Source organism: Streptococcus mitis, assembly GCF_022137125.1.
Lineage (GTDB): Bacteria > Bacillota > Bacilli > Lactobacillales > Streptococcaceae > Streptococcus > Streptococcus mitis_CE.
Genome location: NZ_JAKNEQ010000005.1, coordinates 120,667 through 143,063, shown reverse-complemented (window position 1 = coordinate 143,063; position 22,397 = coordinate 120,667). Strand labels below are relative to the sequence as shown.

General features: G+C 39.8%; 17 protein-coding genes. 1 reads left to right on the top strand and 16 read right to left on the bottom strand.

Annotated features, from left to right (window positions below; translation table 11 throughout):
* Positions 1-40: 40 nt before the first annotated feature.
* The 6 genes from L0P31_RS06120 to eno form a co-directional block, all read right to left on the bottom strand.
* A complete protein-coding gene (locus L0P31_RS06120; RefSeq protein WP_000587433.1) occupies positions 41-958 on the bottom strand; it encodes a bifunctional riboflavin kinase/FAD synthetase in 918 nt (305 codons plus the stop codon).
* A 254-nt stretch (positions 959-1,212) separates the two neighbouring features.
* Entirely contained in the window at positions 1,213-2,073 is an 861-nt protein-coding gene (locus tag L0P31_RS06115) for a methionyl aminopeptidase (protein ID WP_000631541.1), read from the bottom strand.
* Between the two features lie 15 nt (positions 2,074-2,088).
* On the bottom strand, positions 2,089-3,366 hold the full coding sequence (spxR, locus tag L0P31_RS06110; protein ID WP_000033834.1) for a CBS-HotDog domain-containing transcription factor SpxR: 1,278 nt from the start codon (positions 3,364-3,366) through the stop codon (positions 2,089-2,091).
* The gene (locus tag L0P31_RS06105; protein ID WP_020902836.1) at positions 3,359-3,910 is read right to left on the bottom strand and encodes a GNAT family N-acetyltransferase; all 552 of its coding nucleotides are present in this window, start codon (positions 3,908-3,910) and stop codon (positions 3,359-3,361) included. The genes spxR and L0P31_RS06105 overlap by 8 nt, the downstream gene beginning before the upstream one ends.
* A gap of 15 nt (positions 3,911-3,925) precedes the next feature.
* Positions 3,926-5,185 carry a UDP-N-acetylglucosamine 1-carboxyvinyltransferase gene (locus L0P31_RS06100; protein ID WP_238096181.1) on the bottom strand — a complete coding sequence of 420 codons (1,260 nt, stop codon included), beginning with the start codon at positions 5,183-5,185 and terminating at the stop codon, positions 3,926-3,928.
* Positions 5,186-5,443: 258 nt separating this feature from the next.
* Positions 5,444-6,748 (bottom strand): surface-displayed alpha-enolase, encoded by a 1,305-nt coding sequence (eno, locus tag L0P31_RS06095; RefSeq protein WP_000022821.1) that lies wholly within the window; start codon positions 6,746-6,748, stop codon positions 5,444-5,446.
* A gap of 163 nt (positions 6,749-6,911) precedes the next feature.
* Here eno and L0P31_RS06090 point away from each other — a divergent pair, with 163 nt between their 5' ends.
* Positions 6,912-7,358, top strand: a complete 447-nt coding sequence (locus tag L0P31_RS06090; protein ID WP_033685137.1) for a DUF1694 domain-containing protein — start codon at positions 6,912-6,914, stop codon at positions 7,356-7,358.
* Here L0P31_RS06090 and L0P31_RS06085 read toward each other — a convergent pair.
* The 10 genes from L0P31_RS06085 to L0P31_RS06040 form a co-directional block, all read right to left on the bottom strand.
* Positions 7,355-8,470: a glycerate kinase gene (locus tag L0P31_RS06085; protein ID WP_049547210.1), complete on the bottom strand. Its 1,116-nt coding sequence runs from the start codon at positions 8,468-8,470 to the stop codon at positions 7,355-7,357. The genes L0P31_RS06090 and L0P31_RS06085 overlap by 4 nt on opposite strands.
* A gap of 8 nt (positions 8,471-8,478) precedes the next feature.
* Positions 8,479-9,123, bottom strand: a complete 645-nt coding sequence (gene serB, locus L0P31_RS06080) for a phosphoserine phosphatase SerB (protein WP_238096179.1) — start codon at positions 9,121-9,123, stop codon at positions 8,479-8,481.
* A 58-nt stretch (positions 9,124-9,181) separates the two neighbouring features.
* Positions 9,182-10,615, bottom strand: coding sequence for a glycogen synthase GlgA (glgA, locus tag L0P31_RS06075; RefSeq protein WP_049547211.1), 1,434 nt, complete (start codon positions 10,613-10,615; stop codon positions 9,182-9,184).
* Entirely contained in the window at positions 10,612-11,751 is a 1,140-nt protein-coding gene (glgD, locus tag L0P31_RS06070) for a glucose-1-phosphate adenylyltransferase subunit GlgD (RefSeq protein WP_049501774.1), read from the bottom strand. The genes glgA and glgD overlap by 4 nt, the downstream gene beginning before the upstream one ends.
* Positions 11,741-12,883 (bottom strand): glucose-1-phosphate adenylyltransferase, encoded by a 1,143-nt coding sequence (locus L0P31_RS06065; protein ID WP_020902830.1) that lies wholly within the window; start codon positions 12,881-12,883, stop codon positions 11,741-11,743. Before L0P31_RS06065 ends, glgD begins: the two co-directional genes overlap by 11 nt.
* On the bottom strand, positions 12,873-14,801 hold the full coding sequence (glgB, locus tag L0P31_RS06060; protein WP_238096177.1) for a 1,4-alpha-glucan branching protein GlgB: 1,929 nt from the start codon (positions 14,799-14,801) through the stop codon (positions 12,873-12,875). Before glgB ends, L0P31_RS06065 begins: the two co-directional genes overlap by 11 nt.
* A 273-nt stretch (positions 14,802-15,074) precedes the next feature.
* Positions 15,075-16,499, bottom strand: coding sequence for an NADP-dependent glyceraldehyde-3-phosphate dehydrogenase (locus tag L0P31_RS06055; RefSeq protein ID WP_238096175.1), 1,425 nt, complete (start codon positions 16,497-16,499; stop codon positions 15,075-15,077).
* Positions 16,500-16,694: 195 nt separating this feature from the next.
* Positions 16,695-18,980, bottom strand: coding sequence for a type I pullulanase (gene pulA / locus L0P31_RS06050; RefSeq protein WP_000935956.1), 2,286 nt, complete (start codon positions 18,978-18,980; stop codon positions 16,695-16,697).
* 153 nt (positions 18,981-19,133) lie between these two features.
* Positions 19,134-21,092, bottom strand: coding sequence for an NAD-dependent DNA ligase LigA (gene ligA, locus L0P31_RS06045; protein ID WP_238096173.1), 1,959 nt, complete (start codon positions 21,090-21,092; stop codon positions 19,134-19,136).
* Positions 21,093-21,184: 92 nt separating this feature from the next.
* Entirely contained in the window at positions 21,185-22,363 is a 1,179-nt protein-coding gene (locus L0P31_RS06040; protein WP_238096171.1) for an MFS transporter, read from the bottom strand.
* Positions 22,364-22,397 lie beyond the last annotated feature (34 nt).

Here is a 22,397-nt window from a genome sequence, read left to right as displayed (position 1 = left end):
TTTGGGTTACAGACAACCTCTTTTTTAATTACCCAAACTCTTAAGACCAATTTCGAGCTACTTCTTCATCAGCCTTTAACTGATCCACTAATTGGTCAACTGAGTCAAATTTGGTCATATCTCGAATACGATCAAGCCAATAAACCATGACGGTTTCCCCATAAATATCTTGATTAAAATCAAAAATATTGACTTCAAAACGTGCTTCTTCTCCATCAAAGGTCACATTTTTTCCAACACTAGCCATAGCGCGATACTTCTGTCTTTGAATTTCAACATCAACAACATAAACACCATCTGCTGGCATATAAGTACGGTCTAAAAGTACCAAATTAGCTGTTGGATAACCAATCGTACGACCACGAGCGTTACCATGAACCACCATACCTCTGGATGGAAGCGGTGCCCCCAAAAGTTCTCCTGCTTCTTTCACATTGCCATCTAAAATAGCTTGACGGATACGAGTTGAACTAATCTTTCCTTTCTCATCTTCTACAGGTGGGACAATGATAACCTCTCCATCAAAGTAATTCTTTAAATCTTCTGCCGTTTTTTTGTCAGAACCAAATGTATAATCAAAACCTGCAACAATAATTTTGGCATTCATAGCCTTGATATAAGTCGCAAAAAATTCTTCTGCTGTGAGACTAGCAAATTTGCTACTAAAATCAAGGAGATACAATTCTTCTACACCTTCACGCTTTAATTTTCTCTCACGTTCAGCAGGGTTCAAAATATGCAAAAACAAATCCGGATGATAAGGCTCTAAAGCAATCTTTGGAGATTCATTAAAGGTCATAACTACGATAGGCAATAAATCCTTTCTCGCAGCCTTATTGGCAACACGAAATAGTTCTTGATGTCCCTTATGTATACCATCAAAATAGCCGAGAACAACGACCGAATCGGATGGTGTGCCAATATCTTTTTGATTTTTTATAGGAATAGTAATAATCATAAAATAATTATATCATAGTGATAGCTATTTCTAAACCAGAAAATCTGAAATGTCGTTTTTTTAAGCTGAAGTGTAGCATTTTAGAAGAATTTTGTTTTTAAAATCAACATAACGTACAAGAGATTGACGTAAGGATCTTGAAATCAGAAAAACGCATCACATCAGCCCTTAAAACTTGATACAATGCGCTTTATTATGAAAAGTTCTAGTAAATTCTTTATAAAATCAACTTCCAGCAGCCTTTTCACTTTTTATTAATAAGTTCCTTCTTCACCTTGGCTAGTCAAGATAACAGGACCATCTTTTGTAATCACGAATTGGTGTTCATATTGACAAGATAGGCCACCGTCAATGGTCTTATGCGCCCAACCGGTCTTCATATCTGTATCAATTTCCCAGTCACCTGTATTGATCATTGGTTCAATAGTCAAGACCATTCCTTCACGAAGACGGAGTCCACGACCAGCAACACCATAGTTAGGAACCATTGGTTCTTCATGCATAGTTGGGCCAACACCATGACCAACCAAATCACGCACTACACCGTAACCACGACTTTCAGCGTATTCTTGAATGGCTGCACCAATATCACCGATACGATTCCCAATGACGGCTTGCTCAATACCCTTGTACATAGCTTCTTTGGTTACATCCATCAAGTTTTTCACTTCTTCGGACGGTGTACCAACAGCATAAGCCCAACAAGAGTCTGCTAGGCCACCAGAATAGCTCTGAGTGTATTTTTTCATTTGCTCAACATTGTTGAAGTTTAATTTTGAGACATTCAGGTCAGATTTAGCAATTGGACCTCCCAAAACCATATCAACTTTGAGCAAATCACCATCTTTCAAGATATAGTGACGAGGGAAAGCATGAGCCACTTCATCATTAAGAGAGCAACAGGTAGCATAAGGATAGTCCATCATGGCACCGTCAACTCCAATCTGAAGCGGAAGGAAATTTTCTTCCTTACAACGACGGCGAACGTATTCTTCAACTTCCCACATATCTACGCCAGGCTTAATCAAATCACGCAAGCCAATATGGATACTTGCTAAAAAATCACCGGCCTTATCCATAGCTTCGATTTCACGAGCTGATTTTAATGTTATCATTTTTTCTCCTAGTTTCTAATTAATTTTAACGGTTATATTAGCTTTTGAAACAATCTGATGACCATGATAAATATCGTAGTCAATAATAGCTGATCGTCTAGTATGATGGATAATGCGTGCTTGAATGCGCAGTATATCATCAATCTGAACAGCCTGCAAAAAGTAGATTAGCATCTGCTCAATAATAAGATTACGACCACTATTAACAACTAAATCTTGGGTCATGTGGGTCAGAATTTCTGCCAATACACCATTAGCCAAAACTCCGTTTTTCTCAAGCATAAAGGGTTCCACTGTAATGACTACTTCATCATGGTGGTAAGAAAGTTTTTGACCAATCTGCTCAGAAAAAGTTGGTAGAGCCGAAACTTGGGAACGACTCATCTTCTCCATGACATCTCGTCGTGTCACAACTCCAAGCAAGGTTTGATTATTCCGAACAACCGGTACCATTTCAAAGTCTTCTGCAATCATCCGTTGACTCACATTGGCAATATTTGTCGATAATCCAACCAAAAATAGACTACGAGACATGACCTTATCAATTGTGGTACTTGGTGACTTATCACCCGCATCTCTCATAGTAACAACCCCAACAACGACCTGATGTTGATTAATAACAGGGAAACGACTGCTACGATTCTTACGTACCAAGTCCAAATAATCTTTAACAGTGTCAGTCTCTCTCAAAAAACCATACTCATGACTTGGGCGATAAAGTTTCTCAACTGTCAGAATATCAGTCTTGATTTGTACATTTGACAGGGCTTTATTTATCATGGTCGCAATGGTAAAAGTGTCATTCTTACTTCTCAGAACTGGAATTCCTTTTTGATTGGCCAGTTTAAGCACATCATCATGAACCTGAAATCCACCTGTAACCAGAACTGCATTTTCATTTTCCAGCGCTAGTAATTGGATACGCGTACGATCTCCGACAATCAGGAGCCCACCATCGTGAAGGTAGGACAAGATATTTTGTTCAGTCATGGCACCGATTGAAAATTTACTAAATTCTCTCTCTAAACCTTCTTGCCCAGCCAAAACCTCAGAAGAAGTCACTTCTGCAATTTCAGCAAATGTTAATCTTTCGATAGCAACTTTCTGAGATTTAACACGAATAGTACCACTTCTTGGTCGAGTCTCTACTATTCCACGATTTTCCGCTTCCTTGATAGCGCGATAGGCCGTTCCATCACTTACTCCTAGATGGTTGGAAATGCTTCGAACACTGACCCTTTTACCAACCGGTAATTCTTCCAAATAACTTAGAATTTCTTGGTGTTTACTCATTAATTTCTCCCTTTACAAAGCGAAACTCAAGATAATCACGCATTTTCCTCGTATAGCGATCACTTCCTTTAAACTGACGAATCAAGCGAAATCCAGCCTTAAGAGCAACTCGTTGACTGGCTTCATTTTCGAGATGGGTTATAATAGATAATTGTTTTAAACCAAATTCCTCAAAAGAAAGCTGACAAAGTTTTTTAACAACTTCTGTCATAAAACCTTGAGACCATGAATCTCTTCTTAAAAAATAACCAAGTTCTGCTTCTTTTTTAATTTCATCTAGCTTTTCAAACTTAATTGAACCAATCATTTTTTCAGTTTTCTTGTCACAAATAGCCCATACACCTAAAGGAACCTTCATAAAATAATTGGCCAGTGCATATTGACTCTCTTCCAAACTAGCTTGACTTGGAAAAATGAATTGTAAATTTTCTGGATTTGAAGCTATCTCATGGAAGTCCTGACTATCACTAAAAAAGAAAGGACGCAAATACAAGCGATCCGTTTCAAAAAAAGAAAACATTGCTAATTTGGTCCAAATATTCATAAACACCTCTACGGTTTATTCTTCAACAAGTGTAATATCCGCTCCTAGATTACGTAATTTTTCAATAATATCTGAATAACCACGTAAGATGAACTCAATATTTGTAATTTCAGTTTTGCCTTCAGCCATTAAACCAGCAATGACAAGTGCGGCCCCAGCTCTAAGGTCAGTAGCTTTTACATTTGCACCACGCAAAACACGTCCACCAGTATATAAAATATGGTCGTTTGTAGTCGTAATATCTGCGTCCATCTTTGCTAGTTCAAAAACATGGTTTACTCGTTTTTCATAAATGGTATCAATAATGGTACCACTCCCCTCTGCTGTTAATAGAAGAGGAGTAATTGGTTGTTGCAAGTCAGTAGCAAAACCAGGATAAGGAGCTGTCTTAATATTGATTGCTTTCAAATTAGACTGTTCTTCGACAAAAATACTGTCCTCCGATACAGTCATTCTCACTCCCATTTCTTCCAACTTAGCGATGAATCCTTCTAAGTGTTCATAAAGAACATTATTAATACGAATTCCCTTACCGACTGCAGCAGCTAAAGAAATATATGTTCCTGCTTCAATACGGTCTGGAATCACCTGATGACGGGTTCCGTGTAATCTGTCAACACCATCAATAATGATAATATTGGTTCCAGCACCACGGATATGAGCACCCATATTATTTAAGAGAGTGGCAACATCAATAATCTCAGGTTCTCGGGCTGCATTTTCAATAATAGTACGACCATTTGCTTTAACCGCAGCAATCATCGTATTAATCGTCGCACCGACACTAACCGTATCCATGTAAATACTTGCGCCGTGAAGTCCTGTATCTTTAGCAGATAACTTCATGTTATCACCCTCGTAGCTAACAGTAGCTCCCATAGCTTCAAAAGCCTTAAGATGTAGATCAATAGGGCGAGGTCCCAAATCACATCCACCAGGTAAACCAACAGTAGCTTCACCAAAGCGACCTAAAAGACTTCCATAAAAATAATAAGATGCACGAAGACTATTGATTTTCCCATAAGGCATTGGAATATTTTGAACACCTCTTGGATCAATCTCTAACACATCGTCATAACGCTTAACAGTAGCCCCCATTAACTCCATAATTTCGACAAGACTAGCAACATCGGAAATATCTGGAACACAATCCAAAGTCACCACATCATCTGCCAAAATAATAGCTGGAATCAAAGCTACTACACTATTTTTTGCGCCACTAATGGTAATCTCACCTTGCAGAGGCAAGCCACCATTGATAACAATTTTTCTCATTTTAAATTTTTAATACTCTTTCAAAATTTCTAAAAAGGTCCTGCATTAAAGTATATCATAAATTCACCCTTTTTTCCATCATTTTCAATTATATTAGCTGAATCGGATTTATTAGTAAATGAGCTGTCTTGAAATGTTTTGCCCCCTAAATACAAAAATAGCCCTTCGGATAAAATCCGAGGGGCTAAAAACGTTGTTAAATCAACGGTCGAACTTTTGAATTTCAAGGTTCGGGATAAAATAGTTCACTGAACTATTTTATTTTTTAAGGTTGTAGAATGATTTCAATCCACGGTATTCTGCTACTTCACCAAGTTGGTCTTCGATGCGAAGCAATTGGTTGTATTTAGCGATACGGTCTGTACGTGAAAGTGAACCAGTCTTGATTTGTCCTGCGTTAGTTGCAACTGCGATGTCAGCGATTGTTGAATCTTCAGTTTCACCTGAACGGTGTGATACAACGGCAGTGTAACCAGCTTCTTTCGCCATTTCGATAGCGTCGAATGTTTCAGTAAGAGTACCGATTTGGTTAACTTTGATAAGGATTGAGTTAGCAGCACCTTCTGCAATACCTTTTTCAAGGTAAGAAGTATTTGTTACGAAGAAGTCGTCACCAACCAATTGAACTTTGCCACCAAGACGTTCAGTAAGAGCTTTCCAACCGTCCCAGTCGTTTTCATCCATACCATCTTCGATAGTGATGATTGGGTATTTGTTTACCAATTCTTCAAGGTAGTCGATTTGTTCTGCAGCAGTACGTACAGCTGCTCCTTCACCTTCAAATTTAGTGTAGTCGTAAACTTTACGTTCTTTATCGTAGAATTCTGATGAAGCACAGTCAAATCCGATAAATACGTCTTTACCTGGAACATATCCAGCAGCTTCGATAGCAGCAAGGATAGTTTCAACTCCATCTTCAGTTCCTTCAAAACGAGGAGCGAATCCACCTTCGTCACCTACGGCTGTTTCAAGACCACGAGATTTAAGGATTTTCTTAAGAGCGTGGAAGATTTCAGCACCCCAACGAAGAGCTTCTTTGAATGATGGCGCACCAGCAGGTACGATCATGAACTCTTGGAAAGCAATTGGAGCGTCAGAGTGAGAACCACCGTTGATGATGTTCATCATTGGAGTTGGAAGAACTTTAGTGTTGAATCCACCAAGGTAGCTGTAAAGTGGGATTTCAAGGTAGTCAGCAGCAGCACGAGCTACAGCGATAGACACACCAAGGATTGCGTTAGCACCCAATTTACCTTTGTTAGGAGTACCGTCAAGAGCGATCATAGCACGGTCGATAGCTTGTTGGTCACGTACATCGTAGCCGATGATAGCTTCAGCAATGATGTTGTTTACGTTGTCAACAGCTTTTTGTGTACCAAGACCACCGTAACGAGATTTGTCACCGTCGCGAAGTTCAACTGCTTCGTGTTCACCAGTAGAAGCTCCTGATGGAACCATACCACGTCCGAAAGCACCTGATTCAGTATAAACTTCTACTTCAAGTGTTGGGTTACCGCGTGAGTCTAGGACTTCGCGAGCGTAAACATCAGTAATAATTGACATTTTTTACTCTCCTTATGAGTTAAATTTTTTACACCTCTATAATACCTTAAAACCCCTCCTTTTTCAAGAAAAAACGTTATCTTTGTGCAAATTTTCCTTAACTTTATAAAGTAATCGCTTTCTTTTATCTGTTTTATTCTAACTTTTATGATATACTGTTTTCATGACAGATTTATCAAAACAATTACTTGAAAAAGCTCATGGTGGCTCAAAATTAAATCCGGATGAGCAAAGACGCTATCTTGGCACTTTTGAGGAAAGAGTTCTTGGATATGCAGATATTGACACAGCAAATAGCCCTCAGTTAGAAAAAGGCTTTTTATCTATTTTAGAAAACCTTCAGGAAAAAGCAGAACCACTATTTGTGAAGATTTCACCAAATATCGAATTTGACAAGCAAGTTTTCTACTTAAAAGAAGCTAAAGAAACTGATAGTCAAGCTACTATTGTATCTGAAGAGCATACTTCTTCTCCTTTTGGCCTGATTATCCATAGCAATGCACCAGTACAAGTAGAAGAAAAGGACCTTCGACTTGCTTTTGCAAAACTTTGGGAAGTTAAAAAGGAAGAACCAGCCAAAACATCCATCTGGAAGAAATGGTTTGGCTAGATCTTGCGCATATTTAATAAATGCCCTATATTGGCAGCCGTGTGCTCCAAATAGAGACTGGCATTTTTCAAACTATCTTCTAAAGGTTCACTTTTCTCCAAAATTGAAAAAGCCGCTTGGATATTCTCAAATGGTAAGGAAGGTAAATCTTCAGCAAGACTACCACAAATAGCAATGACAGGAACTCCGACAGGGGTTCTTTTTGAAACACCTATAGGTGCTTTACCTGCTAAACTTTGACGATCTAGCCTCCCTTCTCCAACAATAACCAAATCAGCATGTGAAACTTTCTTATCAAAGTTGATTAAGTTCAAGTAGGTATCAATTCCAGACACGATATTTGCCTGAGCAAAGGCACACAAACCGCCAGCAATGCCTCCACCAGCCCCTGCTCCTTTAATTTCCAATGTTGCAGGTAAGATTTTTTCATAAAAATCTTGTATTGCCTGATCTACGACTGCAAACATAGTAGGATGTAGGCCTTTTTGCTTGCCAAAAGTGTAAGTCGCACCTTGATGACCACATAAGGGACTTACGACATCTGCTAAAATACGAATTTGAACATCTTCAGGAATTTCATAGCGATTTTCTGTTGAAACAGAAGCTAATTTTAGTAAGGATTGACCGCAAGCCGGCAAGACATTTCCATCCCTATCATAAAATCGATAACCTAAACCAGCGGCGAGCCCAATTCCTCCGTCATTACTGGCCGTGCCACCAACGCCGATATAGATTTCTGTAATCCCTTTAGCAATGAGATGACGAATCAACTCTCCAATACCACAAGTTTGGATTTGAAGTGGATTTCGTTTCTCTAGCGGAATTTTTCCAAGGCCAACTAAATCAGCAACTTCAAATAGTGCCAGTTGACTTTTTTGAAAATAGCGCATGGCTTCTTTTTGTCCAAAAGGTCCTGTCACTTTGATCCATTTTTCTTCAAGGTCAAGAGAATGTCGAATGGAATCTACTGTACCTTCGCCACCATCACCAACAGGGCAGAGGAGACATTCTACATCTGCTATCGATTGTTGGAAGCCTCTTTTTATTGCTTCAGCTACTTGTTGAGCGGACAAGCTTTCCTTAAACGAATCTGGTGCAATTACAATCTTCATATTTTCCCTCATTCTAAACAGTCAATCAAAGGAAAAACTTCTAAAAAATCCCTCTTGTCAACATGATGTGGTATTTCTTTTTTGAGTACTTCTTTGCCACAAAAGGCGATTCCCAGTCCTGCTGATTTCAACATTAATAGGTCATTTGCCCCATCTCCGATTGCAACAGTTCTTTCTTGAGGAAGTTTTAGTTCCTCTCTCCATTTTTCCAGAGTCTCTTTTTTGACCTCAGGACTTATAATTTGTCCAATCAATTTTCCAGTTAAAAGACCATCTTTGACTTCAAGTTGGTTGGCAGAGAAATGGGCAATTCCAAGTGATTTTGCTAATCTATCAACTATTGGTATAAATCCACCGGACACCAGACCAACTAGGATTCCATTCTTTTGGAGAATAGAAATGAATTCCTGGGCATTTGACGTTAGTTGAATAGACTTGAAGACTTTATCAAAAACCGAAACAGGAAGACCTTCTAACAAGGAAACTCTTTTTCTTAAACTGCTTTCAAAATTCAACTCTCCTCGCATTGCCCGACTTGTAATCTGCGAAATTTCCTCCTCACAACCTGCCTCTCTTCCCAAAAGATCAATTACTTCTTCTAGGATTAAGGTTCCATCAACATCCATAACACACAAACCTTTTACTTGAGACATCACTCCTCCTCTCTAAATAGCCCAAAAATCGTATGAAATCATCATACGATTTTATCTATTAATTAACTAAACTATGGTACAAGTCAAGGTATGACTTGCAGGCTGTATCCCATGAGAAATCACACTCCATAGCTTGTTTTTGTAGATTTCTCCAAACATCAGGATGGTTTCTATACAAGTCCAATGCTGTTTGGAAAGTCCAATTCAACCAGTAAGGAGATAGATTGTCAAAGCTAAAGCCGGTACCGCTTCCTTCGATTGGATTGAAGGATTTAACGGTATCTCGCAAGCCACCAACTTCATGGACCAATGGCAAGGTTCCGTAACGCATAGCCATCATCTGAGACAATCCACACGGTTCAAAACGACTCGGCATGAGGAAGAGGTCACAAGCAGCGTAGATTTCTTGAGCTAGTTTGACATCAAAAGTGATATTTGCTGATAGCTTGTCTGGGTAAATCTGAGCAAACCATGAGAAAGCTCCTTCAAAGGCTGGATCTCCAGTTCCCAAAAGAACAATCTGAACATCATTTTGCAAAATATGGTGAAGACTTTCGACCACCACATCAAAACCTTTTTGACGTGTCAAACGAGAAACAATTCCCACCAGAGGAACGTCAGATCTAACTGGCAAGCCAACTCTCTCTTGTAATTTCGCCTTATTTTGTGCTTTTCCGGACAAATCTTCCTGATTAAAATGATAATCTAAAAGGGCATCCGTCTGAGGATTATACAGGTCAGCATCAATCCCATTTACGATACCAGATACCTTACCAGACTCCATTCGAAGAATCTGATCCAAGTTACATCCAAATTGACTAGTCATAATTTCATGAGCATAGCTAGGCGAAACAGTTGAAACACGATCCGCATAGAGAATACCTGCCTTCATCCAGTTCAGACAGTTGTTCCAGCGAAGGGTACCATCCGCATAACGTTCAAAGCCCACTCCAAACAAATCCCATAACATTCCTTCTGAAAATTGTCCTTGGAATTCCAAATTGTGAATGGTTAAAACAGTTTTAATACCTTGATAGGCTTGAATCCAACGGTATTTTTCTTTCAACAAGAAAGGAATCATAGCTGTATGGTAGTCATGAACATGGAGAAGATCAGGAATAAAGTCAATCCTTTCCATAGCCTCAATGGCAGCCAGTTGGAAAAAGGCGAAGCGTTCTCCGTCATCAAAATCACCGTAAACATGCCCACGGAAGAAATAATATTGATTATCGATAAAGTAGAAAGTGACACCATTTAAGACTGTTTTCTTAATCCCACAGTACTGTCTGCGCCAACCAACACTAACCTCAAAATGAAGAACATCTTCAATCTGATTTCCAAATTTAGCCTCTACCATGTCATAGTAGGGTAAAATTACTGCAACTTCATGTCCCGCTTTTACCAGTGATTTAGGAAGAGCGCCAATGACGTCTCCCAAACCACCTGTTTTTGAAAAGGGTGCACCCTCAGCTGCTACAAATAAAATTTTCATGAATGAATATCCTCTGTTACTTTAGCACCTTTCTTAACGACGACTGGATGTTCTGCAGTTCCACGGATCACAACTCCATCCGCAACTTCAACACCCTTGTCCAAGATAGCATATTCTACCTGAGCACCTTCTCCAATAACAACACGAGGGAATAAGATGCTATCTTTAACCAAGCTATCCTTATGGACATGAATATTACGTGATAAAACAGAATTAGCCACTTGACCTTCAATAATACTACCAGAGGCAAACTGAGAAGTGCTTACCTTAGATGTATTGGCATAGTAAGTTGGCTCTTCATTTTTGACCTTTGTATAAATCTTTTGATTTGGTGAGAAGAGAGAGTAGAATTTTTGAGATTCAAGCATATCTTTATTAGCTTGATAATAAGACTCTACAGAGTGAATATTTGCAAGGTAGCCTGTGTACTCGTAGGCAAAAGCCCCTTCTTTGGCCGCCAAATCCCGTAAAACATAGCGCAATTTCTCTGGATGTTCTTTCTTAGCTTCTTCTTCTAAGCGTTCAATCAACCAAGGTGTATCAACGACAAAGATATCTGTGGACATATTGTAAACTTCATCTGTTGACTTGCTATCAAAGAGTTTATGAGAACGAACATGGTCTGTTTCATCTACTTCCAAGATTGCGTTCACTTCTGAAATATCTTTCTTAGGAAGTTTCTTATAAACAACTGTAATAGGCCCCTTCGTTGTGTTATGAAGGTGGAAAACTTGGTTCAAATCAATATTAATCAAAACATCACAGTTGAGTGAAACTGTTTGGTTTGAACCAGAACGTTTCAAATAAGTAAGAAGCTGTTGGTAGTACTCTTTTCCAACTGTACTACTTTCCACACGGGTATTGTAAATACCTAGATAGTAGTGGCTAAGAAGAGTTGACAAGCCCCACTCACGCCCTGAACGGATATGGTCAAAGACTGAACTGATATTGTCTTGTTGGAAAATACCGAAAATACTACGCACACCAGCATTAGCAAGACTTGAAAGTGGGAAGTCGATCAAGCGATATTTACCACCGAAAGGCAAACTAGCCACTGGACGATGGTCTGTCAGTGTTGACATATCATGAAAACCAACTGTGTTTCCTAAAATGGCAGAATATTTATCAATCTTCATCTGTTGCTACCCCCACTACTTCATCATATCCTACAACCTGTACTTCTTCTGTCCCATCAATTTCGACACCATCAGAAATAACTGCACCTTCACCAATAATGGCACGTTTGATTTTAGCTCCCTGACCGACAATTGCACCACTCATGATAACTGAATCTACTACTTCTGCCCCTTCGCGAACTTGCGCACCTGTTGAGAGGATAGAATGTTTAACAGTTCCATCTACGAAACAGCCATCGACAACCAAGGAATCTTCCACATGAGCATTTGCCCCAAGGAAGTTTGGTGGTGAAATTAAGTTTCTTGAGTAAATCTTCCATTGACGGTTACGGCTATCTAAGGCATTTTCTGGAGAAATATACTCCATGTTCGCTTCCCAAAGAGACTCAATTGTACCAACGTCTTTCCAGTAACCATTAAATTCATAGGCATAGACACTTTCACCTGACTCAAGGTAGTTTGGAATAACATTTTTACCGAAGTCTGACATATCGACATTGCTCTTTTCAGCAGCAACAAGCATATTGCGGAGACGTTGCCAATCAAAGATATAGATTCCCATAGAAGCTTTGGTAGATTTAGGTTGAGCTGGTTTTTCTTCAAATTCAACAATACGATTGTTGGCATCGGTATTCATGATACCAAAACGGCTAGCTTCCTTAAGAGGAACATCAAGAACTGCTACTGTCAAACTAGCATTATTATCCTTGTGAGACTGGAGCATATCATCATAATCCATTTTGTAGATATGGTCCCCAGATAGAATCAAAACATACTCAGGGTTTACACTGTCGATATAATCAATGTTTTGGTAAATAGCGTGGCTAGTCCCCTCAAACCAACGATTTCCTTCACTTGCAGAATAAGGTTGAAGAATAGAGACACCAGAATTGATACCATCTAGTCCCCAGCTTGAACCATTCCCAATATGGTTGTTGAGAGCAAGTGGTTGGTACTGTGTAATGACTCCAACATTGTTGATGCCTGAGTTGGCACAGTTTGAAAGAGCAAAGTCAATGATACGGTAGCGCCCACCAAATTGCACAGCTGGTTTTGCGATGCTTTGAGTGAGTTTACCGAGACGAGTTCCTTGCCCACCAGCAAGAATCAAAGCTAACATTTCATTCTTCATTTTCTACTCCTTTTTGGTTTTTACTTGTGACGGTTTTTGCAGATTTCAAGCGACGTTTGATTTTCCAAACACTTGCTCCCATAGCCGGTAGGGTAAAGGTCAAGGTCTGCTCATAATCTTTCCATAGTCCTTCTTGCGTTTGAACAGTTTGATTATGTTCTTTCCAAACGCCTCCCCACTCTTCTAACTCAGTATTCCAGACTTCTTCGTAAATCCCTGCAACAGGAAGTCCGATTGTAAAATCTTTTCGTTCAACAGGTGCCATATTAAAGATACAGACTAACATATCATCCTTCTTACCCTTACGGATGAAGGAAAGAACACTCTGGTCTCGATTATCTGCATCAATGATTTCAATACCATCATAGCTGGTATCGATTTCCCACAGACAGCGATGATCTTTGTAAAACTGGTTTAGCTGAGAAGTGAAATACTTCATCTTAGCATTCATAGGGTCTTCTAGATTAGACCATTCCAACTGCTCTTCAGATTTCCATTCTAGGAATTGGCCGTATTCGCTACCCATAAAGAGCAATTTCTTACCAGGGTGACAAATTTGGTAAGTGTAGAGATTACGTAAGCCTGCAAATTGATTGTAGCGATCTCCCCACATCTTGTGCATCATACTCTTCTTGCCATGAACCACTTCATCGTGCGAGAATGGTAGGAGATAGTTTTCATTGAAAACATACATAAAGCTGAAAGTCACCAGATTAAAGTCATATTTACGGTAAATCGGATCTTCTTCGTAGAATCGGAGGATATCATTCATCCAGCCCATATTCCACTTGTAGTCAAATCCTAGACCATCTGAATCCTTAGTGTCAGTAATCTGAGTAGCTGATGAACTTTCTTCTGCAATCATCATCACATCTGGATGAGCTAGTTTAATCACATTATTTAAGCGTTGAAGGAAATAATAGCCTTCATAGTTGAGATTGCCACCATCTTTATTAGGTGTCCATGGAGCATCATCGTAGTCAAGATAGAGCATGTTGCTAACCGCATCCACGCGAATACCATCTAAATGATAAAAATCAATCCAAAACTTAATACTAGAAATCAAGAATGACTGGACTTCATTCTTTCCAAGGTCAAAATTGAGTGCTCCCCAACCGTAGTTATGAGCTTTATTATGGTCTTGGTATTCAAAAGTCGGTGTTCCATCATAATAGGCCAAGGCATCATCATTGATAGTAAAGTGACCAGGTACCCAGTCTACAATAACGCCTATATTGTTTAAGTGACATTCCTCAACAAAATCTTGAAACTCTTCAGGGCGACCATAGGCATGCTCTAGAGCAAAGTAACCCATAAGCTGATAGCCCCAACTCAAACCTAGTGGGTGAGACATCAGGGGCATAAACTCAATGTGAGTATAGTTCATCTCAACCAAGTAAGGAATAAGTTCATCTTTCAATTGAGAAAAACTATAGGGGCTGCCATCAGGATTTCTCTTCCAAGATCCAGCATGAGCCTCGTAAATATTGACAGGACGCTCTTCAAAGCTCAAGCGTTTTCTACGGGCTAGCCAGAGGCCATCTTTCCATTTCTTTTCTGGAATATCTGTTAAAATAGCCCCAGTACCAGGTCGTGCCTCATACCGTACAGCAAAAGGGTCAATCTTCATCAGCTGATGACCATTTGCACGTGTGATATGATACTTATAAATTTGACCTTCTTGAGCAAGGCTGGTAAAGACTTCCCAGACACCAAATTCATTTCGTTCCATCAGAATTTGATTTTCAACCCAATTGGTGAAATCCCCTACCAAGTGAACAGCCTGAGCATTAGGCGCCCACACACGAAAAGTATAGCCATACTCTCCATTTTTTTCTTCCCTATGAGCTCCCAGATAGTGCTGGAGGTGAAAATTTTCACCTGTCATAAAGGTTTTTAAAGCATTATTCTTATCCATACACCCTCCTATTTCTGTAAGCGTTTTCTATAGATTTATTATACTACCTTTTTAGGGAAGATTCAAGTAAATTACGGAATTTGCAAAAAAATCTTTTGAAAGTCTTCAACAAATTCACTGATGTGTTCACTTGTAAATCAAGAAATTTTCAGAAACGCTTTGAAAACGAATTGTTTTTTAATAATACTATCACAAAGTTCGTTATCTAGCTAACAAAAAATATAATTTTAAGTAAAAAAATAAATCAGGAAACGAATCTCCTGATTTTATCTTTCATTTCACATCAAAAACAATGGATTTGACATTTGTCATCGCTTCAATACTATATTTAATTCCTTGAACACCAGCACCAGAACCTTTGACACCAAGGAATGGGAAATTATCTGGACCACGCTGGGTTTTATTATTAATGTGGACCGTGCCCACTTCAAGTTTTTCAGCGATTTCAAAGGCCTTTTTGAAATCATTTGTAAATACTGAGGATTGAAGTCCGAATTCAGATTCGTTGGCAAAGGCAATAGCTTCTTCTACGCTAGCCACACGGATAATTGGTAAAACAGGACCAAATGGCTCTTCCCATGCTACTTTCATATCTTTTGTAACTTGGTCAAAAAGCACAGGCCAGAGAAGATTACCCTCACGTTTAATTGGTGTAAGAGCCTGAGCACCTTTTTCTTGTGCATCCTCAATCAAGCCCCAGATGAAGTCGGCTGAATCATTGTCAATAACAGGTGTAATATCAGCATTGTCAAATGGGTCACCAACTGTTAATTTAGCAACCTCTGCTTGAAGCAAAGTAGCTAATTTATCTGCAACGCTTTCTAGAACAATGACACGTTTAATGGCCGTGCAACGTTGTCCTGAGTAGCTAAAGGCTCCCGCAACGATTTGTTTAGCAGCATGTTCCAAATCTGCATCTTCTAGTACAAGAGCTGCATCTTTCCCACCAAGCTCCAACATGATTGGACGCATACCAGCTAAACGACCAATACGTTCTCCGATAGGAGTTGAACCTGTAAAGTTGATGAAGTTGACTTCTTTGTGTTCAATGATATAATCCCCAATTTCTGAACCACGACCCGTAATGGTATTGAAAACACCAGCCGGAATCCCTGCTTCTTCAAACGCTTTAGCCAACAAGAGCCCAGAAATAGAACCTTGTGTTGGTGGCTTAAACATGACTACATTCCCTGCAATCAAGGCAGGTGCAATTTTAGAAGCAGATAAATTAACTGGATAATTAAAGGGAGCGATAGCCAGCACGACACCAACTGGCTCGCGACGAACAACGGCCAATTTATTTTTACTTGCTGCTTCAAAACCGCCACCTTCCATTGCTTGTCCAGTGATACGGAGACCTTCCTCAGCAGCATAGCGAATCAAGTCTGCGGTACGCACCACTTCTCCAATAGCTGCTTTAATTCCCTTTGCCACTTCTTTGGCAAGTATAGTACCAATTTCTTCCTTATCACGTTCTAAAATAGCTGCTGTTTTGTGCAAATAAGCCGCACGTTCAACTGCTGATAAAGCTCGCCAAGCTGGCAGGGCTGCACGCGCAGCTTTCATAGCCTCATCTACTTCTGCCTGAGTCATAGCTGGAACAGTCCCTAATTCTTCTTGGTTTATTGGTGAATAAATCGTAATTTCTTTTTCAGCTGATTTCCATTTTCCATTTACTAAATTCTGATATCTTGTCAAATTCTCGTCCTCCTGAAAATGATTAAGATATATTTTACCAAATTTTCAGAAAATTACAACCCTTTTTGCAATTTTTTTGAGATTATTTTCACAAGCTTGGTTTTTCAAACTATTTGAAACTTGATTCTAATCTTCATTGAAAACTTATAAATGATAAAAAGGATTAGACAATCTAACCCTTTTTAGTTTATGCATTTAAGAGAGTACTTTTAGCACTGCGACACTAGTATCATCAATGACATTTTCTTGTTTCGAACGACTATTGGTCACAAGCATTTCTAGATTTCCTGCATTTTCAAAGTATAAGGAAGTTCCCTTGGCATTGAATACTACCAATAGATGTTCTGGCCCCCCGTGAATCTCGTAAACAATCCATCCGCTATTTTCTGCAGCTGTGTGAACAAAGACATGACGGTAAACTTCTTCGTATGTAGGATAAGAAAAGGCGCTAGTCTGTGTTTTCAGTCGAATAATTTGACGGACAAAGTCAATGCTTTCTTGTCTTTCATTGATTAAATCCCAGTTTATTTGGTTAACACTGTCAGGAGCGTTGTAACTATTCATAGCACGTTCTCGGTCTGCCGAAGTGAGTTGTCCATGTTCACCCGTCGGAATTAATTTGGTTCGACCAAATTCTTGGCCAATTTCCATAAAGGACATTCCTTGCATGAGAAGGTTCATTACTGTCGCCGTCTCAACCTTGCGCATAATCTGGTCTGAACTTTGATCAGGATGAAGAGTCGCCAACAAATCATGAAGATTGTAATTGTCATGGGCTTCAACATAGTTGAGAACCTGGTTTGGACTGAGATAAGAACCCAATTCTCGGCTACCAAGAATGGCCTTGGCAATGATTGGTTCAGTGGCTGCACCACTTACAAATCCTGACTTGATTGCACCATAAACTTCTCCTCCTTTGACCGCATCACGCTGATTATCATTGAAGAATCCGATATTTGGCATTTGGTAGGCATTATCCTTCTTGGCCTTATCATAAGTTGCAAGACCTGTTCCCATATCCCAGCCTTCTCCATAAGTGATAATACGGGGATCAACCTCATCTAGCGCCCAACGAATCGCTTGCATGGTTTTGACATTATGAATACCCATCAAGTCAAAACGGAAGCCGTCAATATTGTATTCCTGTACCCAGTATAGAAGAGAATCAATCATGTACTTGCGGAACATTTCGTGTTCACTGGCTGTTTCATTTCCAACACCTGTTCCATTCTGGAAGGTACCGTCTGGATTCATACGATAGTAGTAATCAGGGACAGTTGTTTGGAAAGGTGCATCAACCGTTGAAAAGGTGTGATTATAAACCACGTCCATAATGACACCAATCCCCGCATCGTGATAGGCTTGAACCATGGTCTTCAAATCACGAATGACCTGCCCTGGATCATCTGGATTACTAGAAAAACTTGGTTCTGGTGCATTGTAGTTTTGAGGGTCATAACCCCAGTTATAGGTTACATTTCCATCCTCATCGTATTCCTTATGGCGATCAAAGATAGGCTGGAGTTGAACATAGTTGCAGCCAAGTTCTTTGATATAGTCAAAGGCGGTTGCTTGTCCGAATTGGTTTACAGTTCCAGTCTGGGCAGCACCAAGGAAGGTTCCACGGAGATGCTCTGCAACTCCAGAGGTCGGAGATTTGGTTAAATCTCGGATATGCATTTCACAGATAACTGCTTTACATGGATTTTCCAAACGCCAAGGCGCTTCTGTTCCATGTTTGACCACAAATCCTTCTACTTGTCTGTCTTGATGAGAAAGAATTACGGAACGTTTGCCGTCAGGACTTGTGGCAATCGTGTAAGGATCTCTCGTCACAGTCTGGTGGTGAGGAAAGTCAATCTGATACTGATAAGCCTTGCCAGCAAGATTTTCATCTAAGTCTAGACTCCAAACACCAATGGTATTGTACTTATGACTGTATGAATAGCTATTACCACGCTCTAGATTAAAGGTTTTCCAAATCGGAGCGTCGTTGCTGGTATTTTCGTAGACAACCACCTGTACAGCAGTAGCCGTAGGAGCCCAAAGTTTAAAGCTAGTCTGATAATCTGAAAGACTGTAACCTAGTTCTCCTTGGTAGCCCCAGTGGTGATCAAAACTAGCGCTATGTATTGCTCTATCAAAAGCAAATGGATTTTGATCTTTGTAGTAAGGACTAGCAATGGCTGGGTTTTCAGAATAATAAACAGTCTCGTCGCCCTCTAAAATCCAAACTTCTGTCAGAAGCGGATAGTAGTTATAACGCACGGAATATTCCTTAACTGTCCCATCAATCTCGACAGAAAACTTCAGGTTTTCTAACTTTTCTTGACTTGTAACTGTGAAGGAGAACTTTGCTCCAAAAAAGTTATTTTCATAATACAATTTTTCAACATTGTCCGCCTGTTTTCTACTAAATGAACAGGCTGCATAATCCCCGTTTTTTCGATGAAAATGGATGACTACAGGGTAATTTAACATTTCTTTTCCTAATTTCTAATTTTAATTTAATTTTTTATGTGGTGCTGATAGATTCAGCAATTTAATTTCTGACTCAAGATAGACTCAATTCATGTCAAAACACTTCATGATAGACAGTTTCAGACTATCTAACATCTAGCCTTCTACTATTCTTTACAAACTTTCGAGCCAAGCTTCATCTCGAACTTCAATACCAAGTTCTTGTGCTTTTTGAAGTTTACTTCCAGCATCTGCACCTGCCACGACGAGGTCTGTCTTTTTAGAAACACTGCCTGTTACCTTGGCACCCAGACTTTCGAGTTTACTTTTAGCTTCTGAGCGCTTGAGCCGTTCTAATTTTCCAGTCAATACAACGGTCAAGCCTGACAAGGCTGCATCCGCTACCACAGTCTGTCCTTTATAGTCCAGATTGACCCCAGCTTCTTTCAATTCTCTAAGCAGAATTTCAGAACCTTCTGTCGCAAAGTAAGTCTGAAGACTCTTGGCAATCACACCACCCAAACTTTCAATACTAGCCACTTCATCTGGACCTGCCTGAGCCAGATTTTCAATCGAATGGAAATGTTGAAGTAAAAGCTGACTGGCCTTACTGCCGACATGGCGAATTCCCAAACCAAACAAGAGCTTCTCGGCAGAATTTTCCTTAGATGCTTGGATGGCCTGATACAGTTTAGAAGCAGACTTTTCCTTGACCCCCTCTAAAAGGAGGAAATCTTCTTCTTGCAAACGGTAAATATCCGCCACATCCTTTACTAAATTAGCAGCAAATAGCTTCTCAACTACTGATGGACCGAGTCCTGTAATATTCATGGCATCTCGAGAAGCAAAGTGAATCAAACCTTCCATAATTTGGGCAGGGCAACGCGGATTGATACAACGGAGGGCCACTTCATCTTCAAAGTGCAACAAGTCAGAGTTACAACTTGGACAGTTTGTAGGGATATCTAGTTTTTCTTCAGAAATCCGTTTGGACTCTACTACACGTAAAACGGCAGGGATAATGTCACCAGCCTTATAGACGATAACCGTATCATCTTTGCGGATATCTTTTTCAGCAATATAATCCACATTATGCAGAGTCGCACGGCTAACAGTTGTACCAGCTAGTTGTACTGGTGTTAGATTGGCTGTTGGGGTTACAACACCCGTACGGCCAACTGTCCAATCAACTGATAAGAGTTGAGCTTCTTTTTCTTCAGCTGGGAACTTGTAGGCCACTGCCCACTTTGGAGCCTTAACGGTAAAACCAAGTTCTTCTTGACTTGCTAGGTCGTTTACCTTGATTACCACTCCATCGATATCATAAGGCAGGTTTTCCCGTTCCTGTCCTACTTTTTGAATAAAATCCCAGATTTCATCTATATTTTCAGCCAAGATTCGCTTTGGATTGACCACAAAACCTAGTTGTTCAAGGTGCTTCAAAACCTTTTCTTGACTATCACGAGTTGAAGGGCTGGCTTCTTGATAGAGGAAAGTCGCAAGATTGCGCTTGGCAACTACTGCTGTATCCAACTGTCGCAGGGTGCCTGCTGCCGCATTACGAGGATTGGCAAATTCAGGCTCTCCATTTTCTTGGCGAGCTTGGTTAACCTGGTCAAAAGAAGCGCGTGGCATGTAACATTCCCCACGAACTGTGATATCTAGTTCTTCTGGCAAGGTCAAAGGAATGTCCTTAACACGCTTAAGATTTTCTGTTATATTCTCCCCAACAGAACCGTCTCCACGTGTTGCACCAACAACTAAAATCCCCTTTTCATAAGTAAGCGAGATAGATAAGCCATCGATTTTCAGCTCACAAATATAGGTCGGATGAGCCACTTCCTTACGAACACGCGCATCAAAAGCTTCAAGCTCCTCACGTGAAAAAGCATCCTGCAAACTATAAAGAGGATACTGATGACTGTATTTTTCAAAACCATCTAAAACCTTGCCACCAACACGATGGGTAGGACTGTCTGCTAGCACTTGATCTGGATAGGCAGTTTCTAACTCGACCAACTCTCGGTAAAGGCGATCATACTCACTGTCTGAAACCGAGGGATTATCGCTGGTATAGTACTCAGTCGCATAGCGATTGAGCAAGGCGACCAACTCATTCATTCTTTTATTCATAAAACTATTTTACCATAAATTAAGCCCTTCTCACAAACGAGAAGGGCGAAAAAAACACTTAGATTGGAATTATTTTTGAAGTCCAAGCAAACTTATGTCTCTTTTTCAAAATGAGTTCGAACATATCCGAGAGCTAAGAAAGATAAGGCTACAACTCCAAGTCCAATAATCAAGAAAGAATAAAGATGGACACTTGGAAGAAAGGTCATCAAACCTTTCGCAATCGGCATAAAGAGAATTGCCAGTGTAAAAATGGTACTCAATACCCTACCCAGATATTCTCCATCAATCTTGGTCTGTACCTGTGTAAAGAAGTGAATATTAAAAATCGTCATAAAGAGTTCACAAATCAGGTTTCCAGAAAAGGTTAAAATATTGGGCAGTGGCAAACCCATCATGAAAACTCCTACTCCTGTTAAAATCAATAAGAACAAAAGTGTATTCATACTTGATTTAAATTTATTTGCTATCAGTGCTCCTATAATTGAGCCAATCGCACCCATGGTTAAGATAGTCGCATAAGCTCCTTCTACTCCATATAGTTTATTTGAAAAAGGAAGCAAAAACTCAAAAGCCGCAAAAAAGAAATTAACGCTGGAAGCCACTAACAGGAGAAAGAAAATCTCTTTTTGATGCCAGATATAGTGCAAGCCATCTTTGATATCTGCAAAAATATCTTTACCAGTAAAAAGTTTCTTATCTTGAACCATTGGTTCTTCTTTTGGAAGTAAGGCCACTAGAACAAATGCTATAAAAAAAGTCAAAGCATCTAGTAAGAGCGTCAGATGGAGACTTGAGAATTGTAAAACAAGAAAAGAAAGTACAGGAGAACTCACGCTGACAACCTGCAAGACCAACTCCAAACGAGAATTGTAGAGGACCAGTTCATCCTTCTCTACCAATTCGGTGATAACGGCCTTATTTGCTGGTCTAGAAAAGGCAAAAGCAATAGCCTGAACAATATTGGCAAAAATCAAAGCTCCAATCATCCAGCTGTCATTCCTTATAAAAGAAATAGCCAGACAAAGAATCCCACAAACAAGGTCTGCCGCCATTAAAATCTTACGACGAGAAAAACGGTCTGAAATGACTCCGCCAAAGGGATTTACGAGAATAGATGTGACGAGTTCAGAAATCTGATACATTCCTAAAACAGTCTGGCCTATGGCCCCCATGGAAGCCAACCAGACACTATTTCCATAATCATAGAGCATATTCCCTATCTTGTTAACAGCTCCGCGACTAATCAACTGTACTGCATAGCGATTCATATAAAAACTCCTCTCAAATTTTGAAACTATTGTA

Bases quoted from the DNA above. Each gene is read 5' to 3' on its own strand.
- ligA (WP_238096173.1), bottom strand. From the start codon at position 21,092: ATGAATAAAAGAATGAATGAGTTGGTCGCCTTGCTCAATCGCTATGCG.
- serB (WP_238096179.1), bottom strand. From the start codon at position 9,123: ATGTCTCAAGTAAAAGGTTTGTGTGTTATGGATGTTGATGGAACCTTA.
- pulA (WP_000935956.1), bottom strand. From the start codon at position 18,980: ATGTTAAATTACCCTGTAGTCATCCATTTTCATCGAAAAAACGGGGAT.
- L0P31_RS06065 (WP_020902830.1), bottom strand. From the start codon at position 12,883: ATGAAGAATGAAATGTTAGCTTTGATTCTTGCTGGTGGGCAAGGAACT.
- glgD (WP_049501774.1), bottom strand. From the start codon at position 11,751: ATGAAGATTGATAAATATTCTGCCATTTTAGGAAACACAGTTGGTTTT.
- glgB (WP_238096177.1), bottom strand. From the start codon at position 14,801: ATGGATAAGAATAATGCTTTAAAAACCTTTATGACAGGTGAAAATTTT.
- L0P31_RS06100 (WP_238096181.1), bottom strand. From the start codon at position 5,185: ATGAGAAAAATTGTTATCAATGGTGGCTTGCCTCTGCAAGGTGAGATT.
- glgA (WP_049547211.1), bottom strand. From the start codon at position 10,615: ATGAAAATTTTATTTGTAGCAGCTGAGGGTGCACCCTTTTCAAAAACA.
- L0P31_RS06090 (WP_033685137.1), top strand. From the start codon at position 6,912: ATGACAGATTTATCAAAACAATTACTTGAAAAAGCTCATGGTGGCTCA.
- L0P31_RS06120 (WP_000587433.1), bottom strand. From the start codon at position 958: ATGATTATTACTATTCCTATAAAAAATCAAAAAGATATTGGCACACCA.
- L0P31_RS06105 (WP_020902836.1), bottom strand. From the start codon at position 3,910: ATGAATATTTGGACCAAATTAGCAATGTTTTCTTTTTTTGAAACGGAT.
- L0P31_RS06115 (WP_000631541.1), bottom strand. From the start codon at position 2,073: ATGATAACATTAAAATCAGCTCGTGAAATCGAAGCTATGGATAAGGCC.
- eno (WP_000022821.1), bottom strand. From the start codon at position 6,748: ATGTCAATTATTACTGATGTTTACGCTCGCGAAGTCCTAGACTCACGC.
- L0P31_RS06085 (WP_049547210.1), bottom strand. From the start codon at position 8,470: ATGAAGATTGTAATTGCACCAGATTCGTTTAAGGAAAGCTTGTCCGCT.
- L0P31_RS06040 (WP_238096171.1), bottom strand. From the start codon at position 22,363: ATGAATCGCTATGCAGTACAGTTGATTAGTCGCGGAGCTGTTAACAAG.
- spxR (WP_000033834.1), bottom strand. From the start codon at position 3,366: ATGAGTAAACACCAAGAAATTCTAAGTTATTTGGAAGAATTACCGGTT.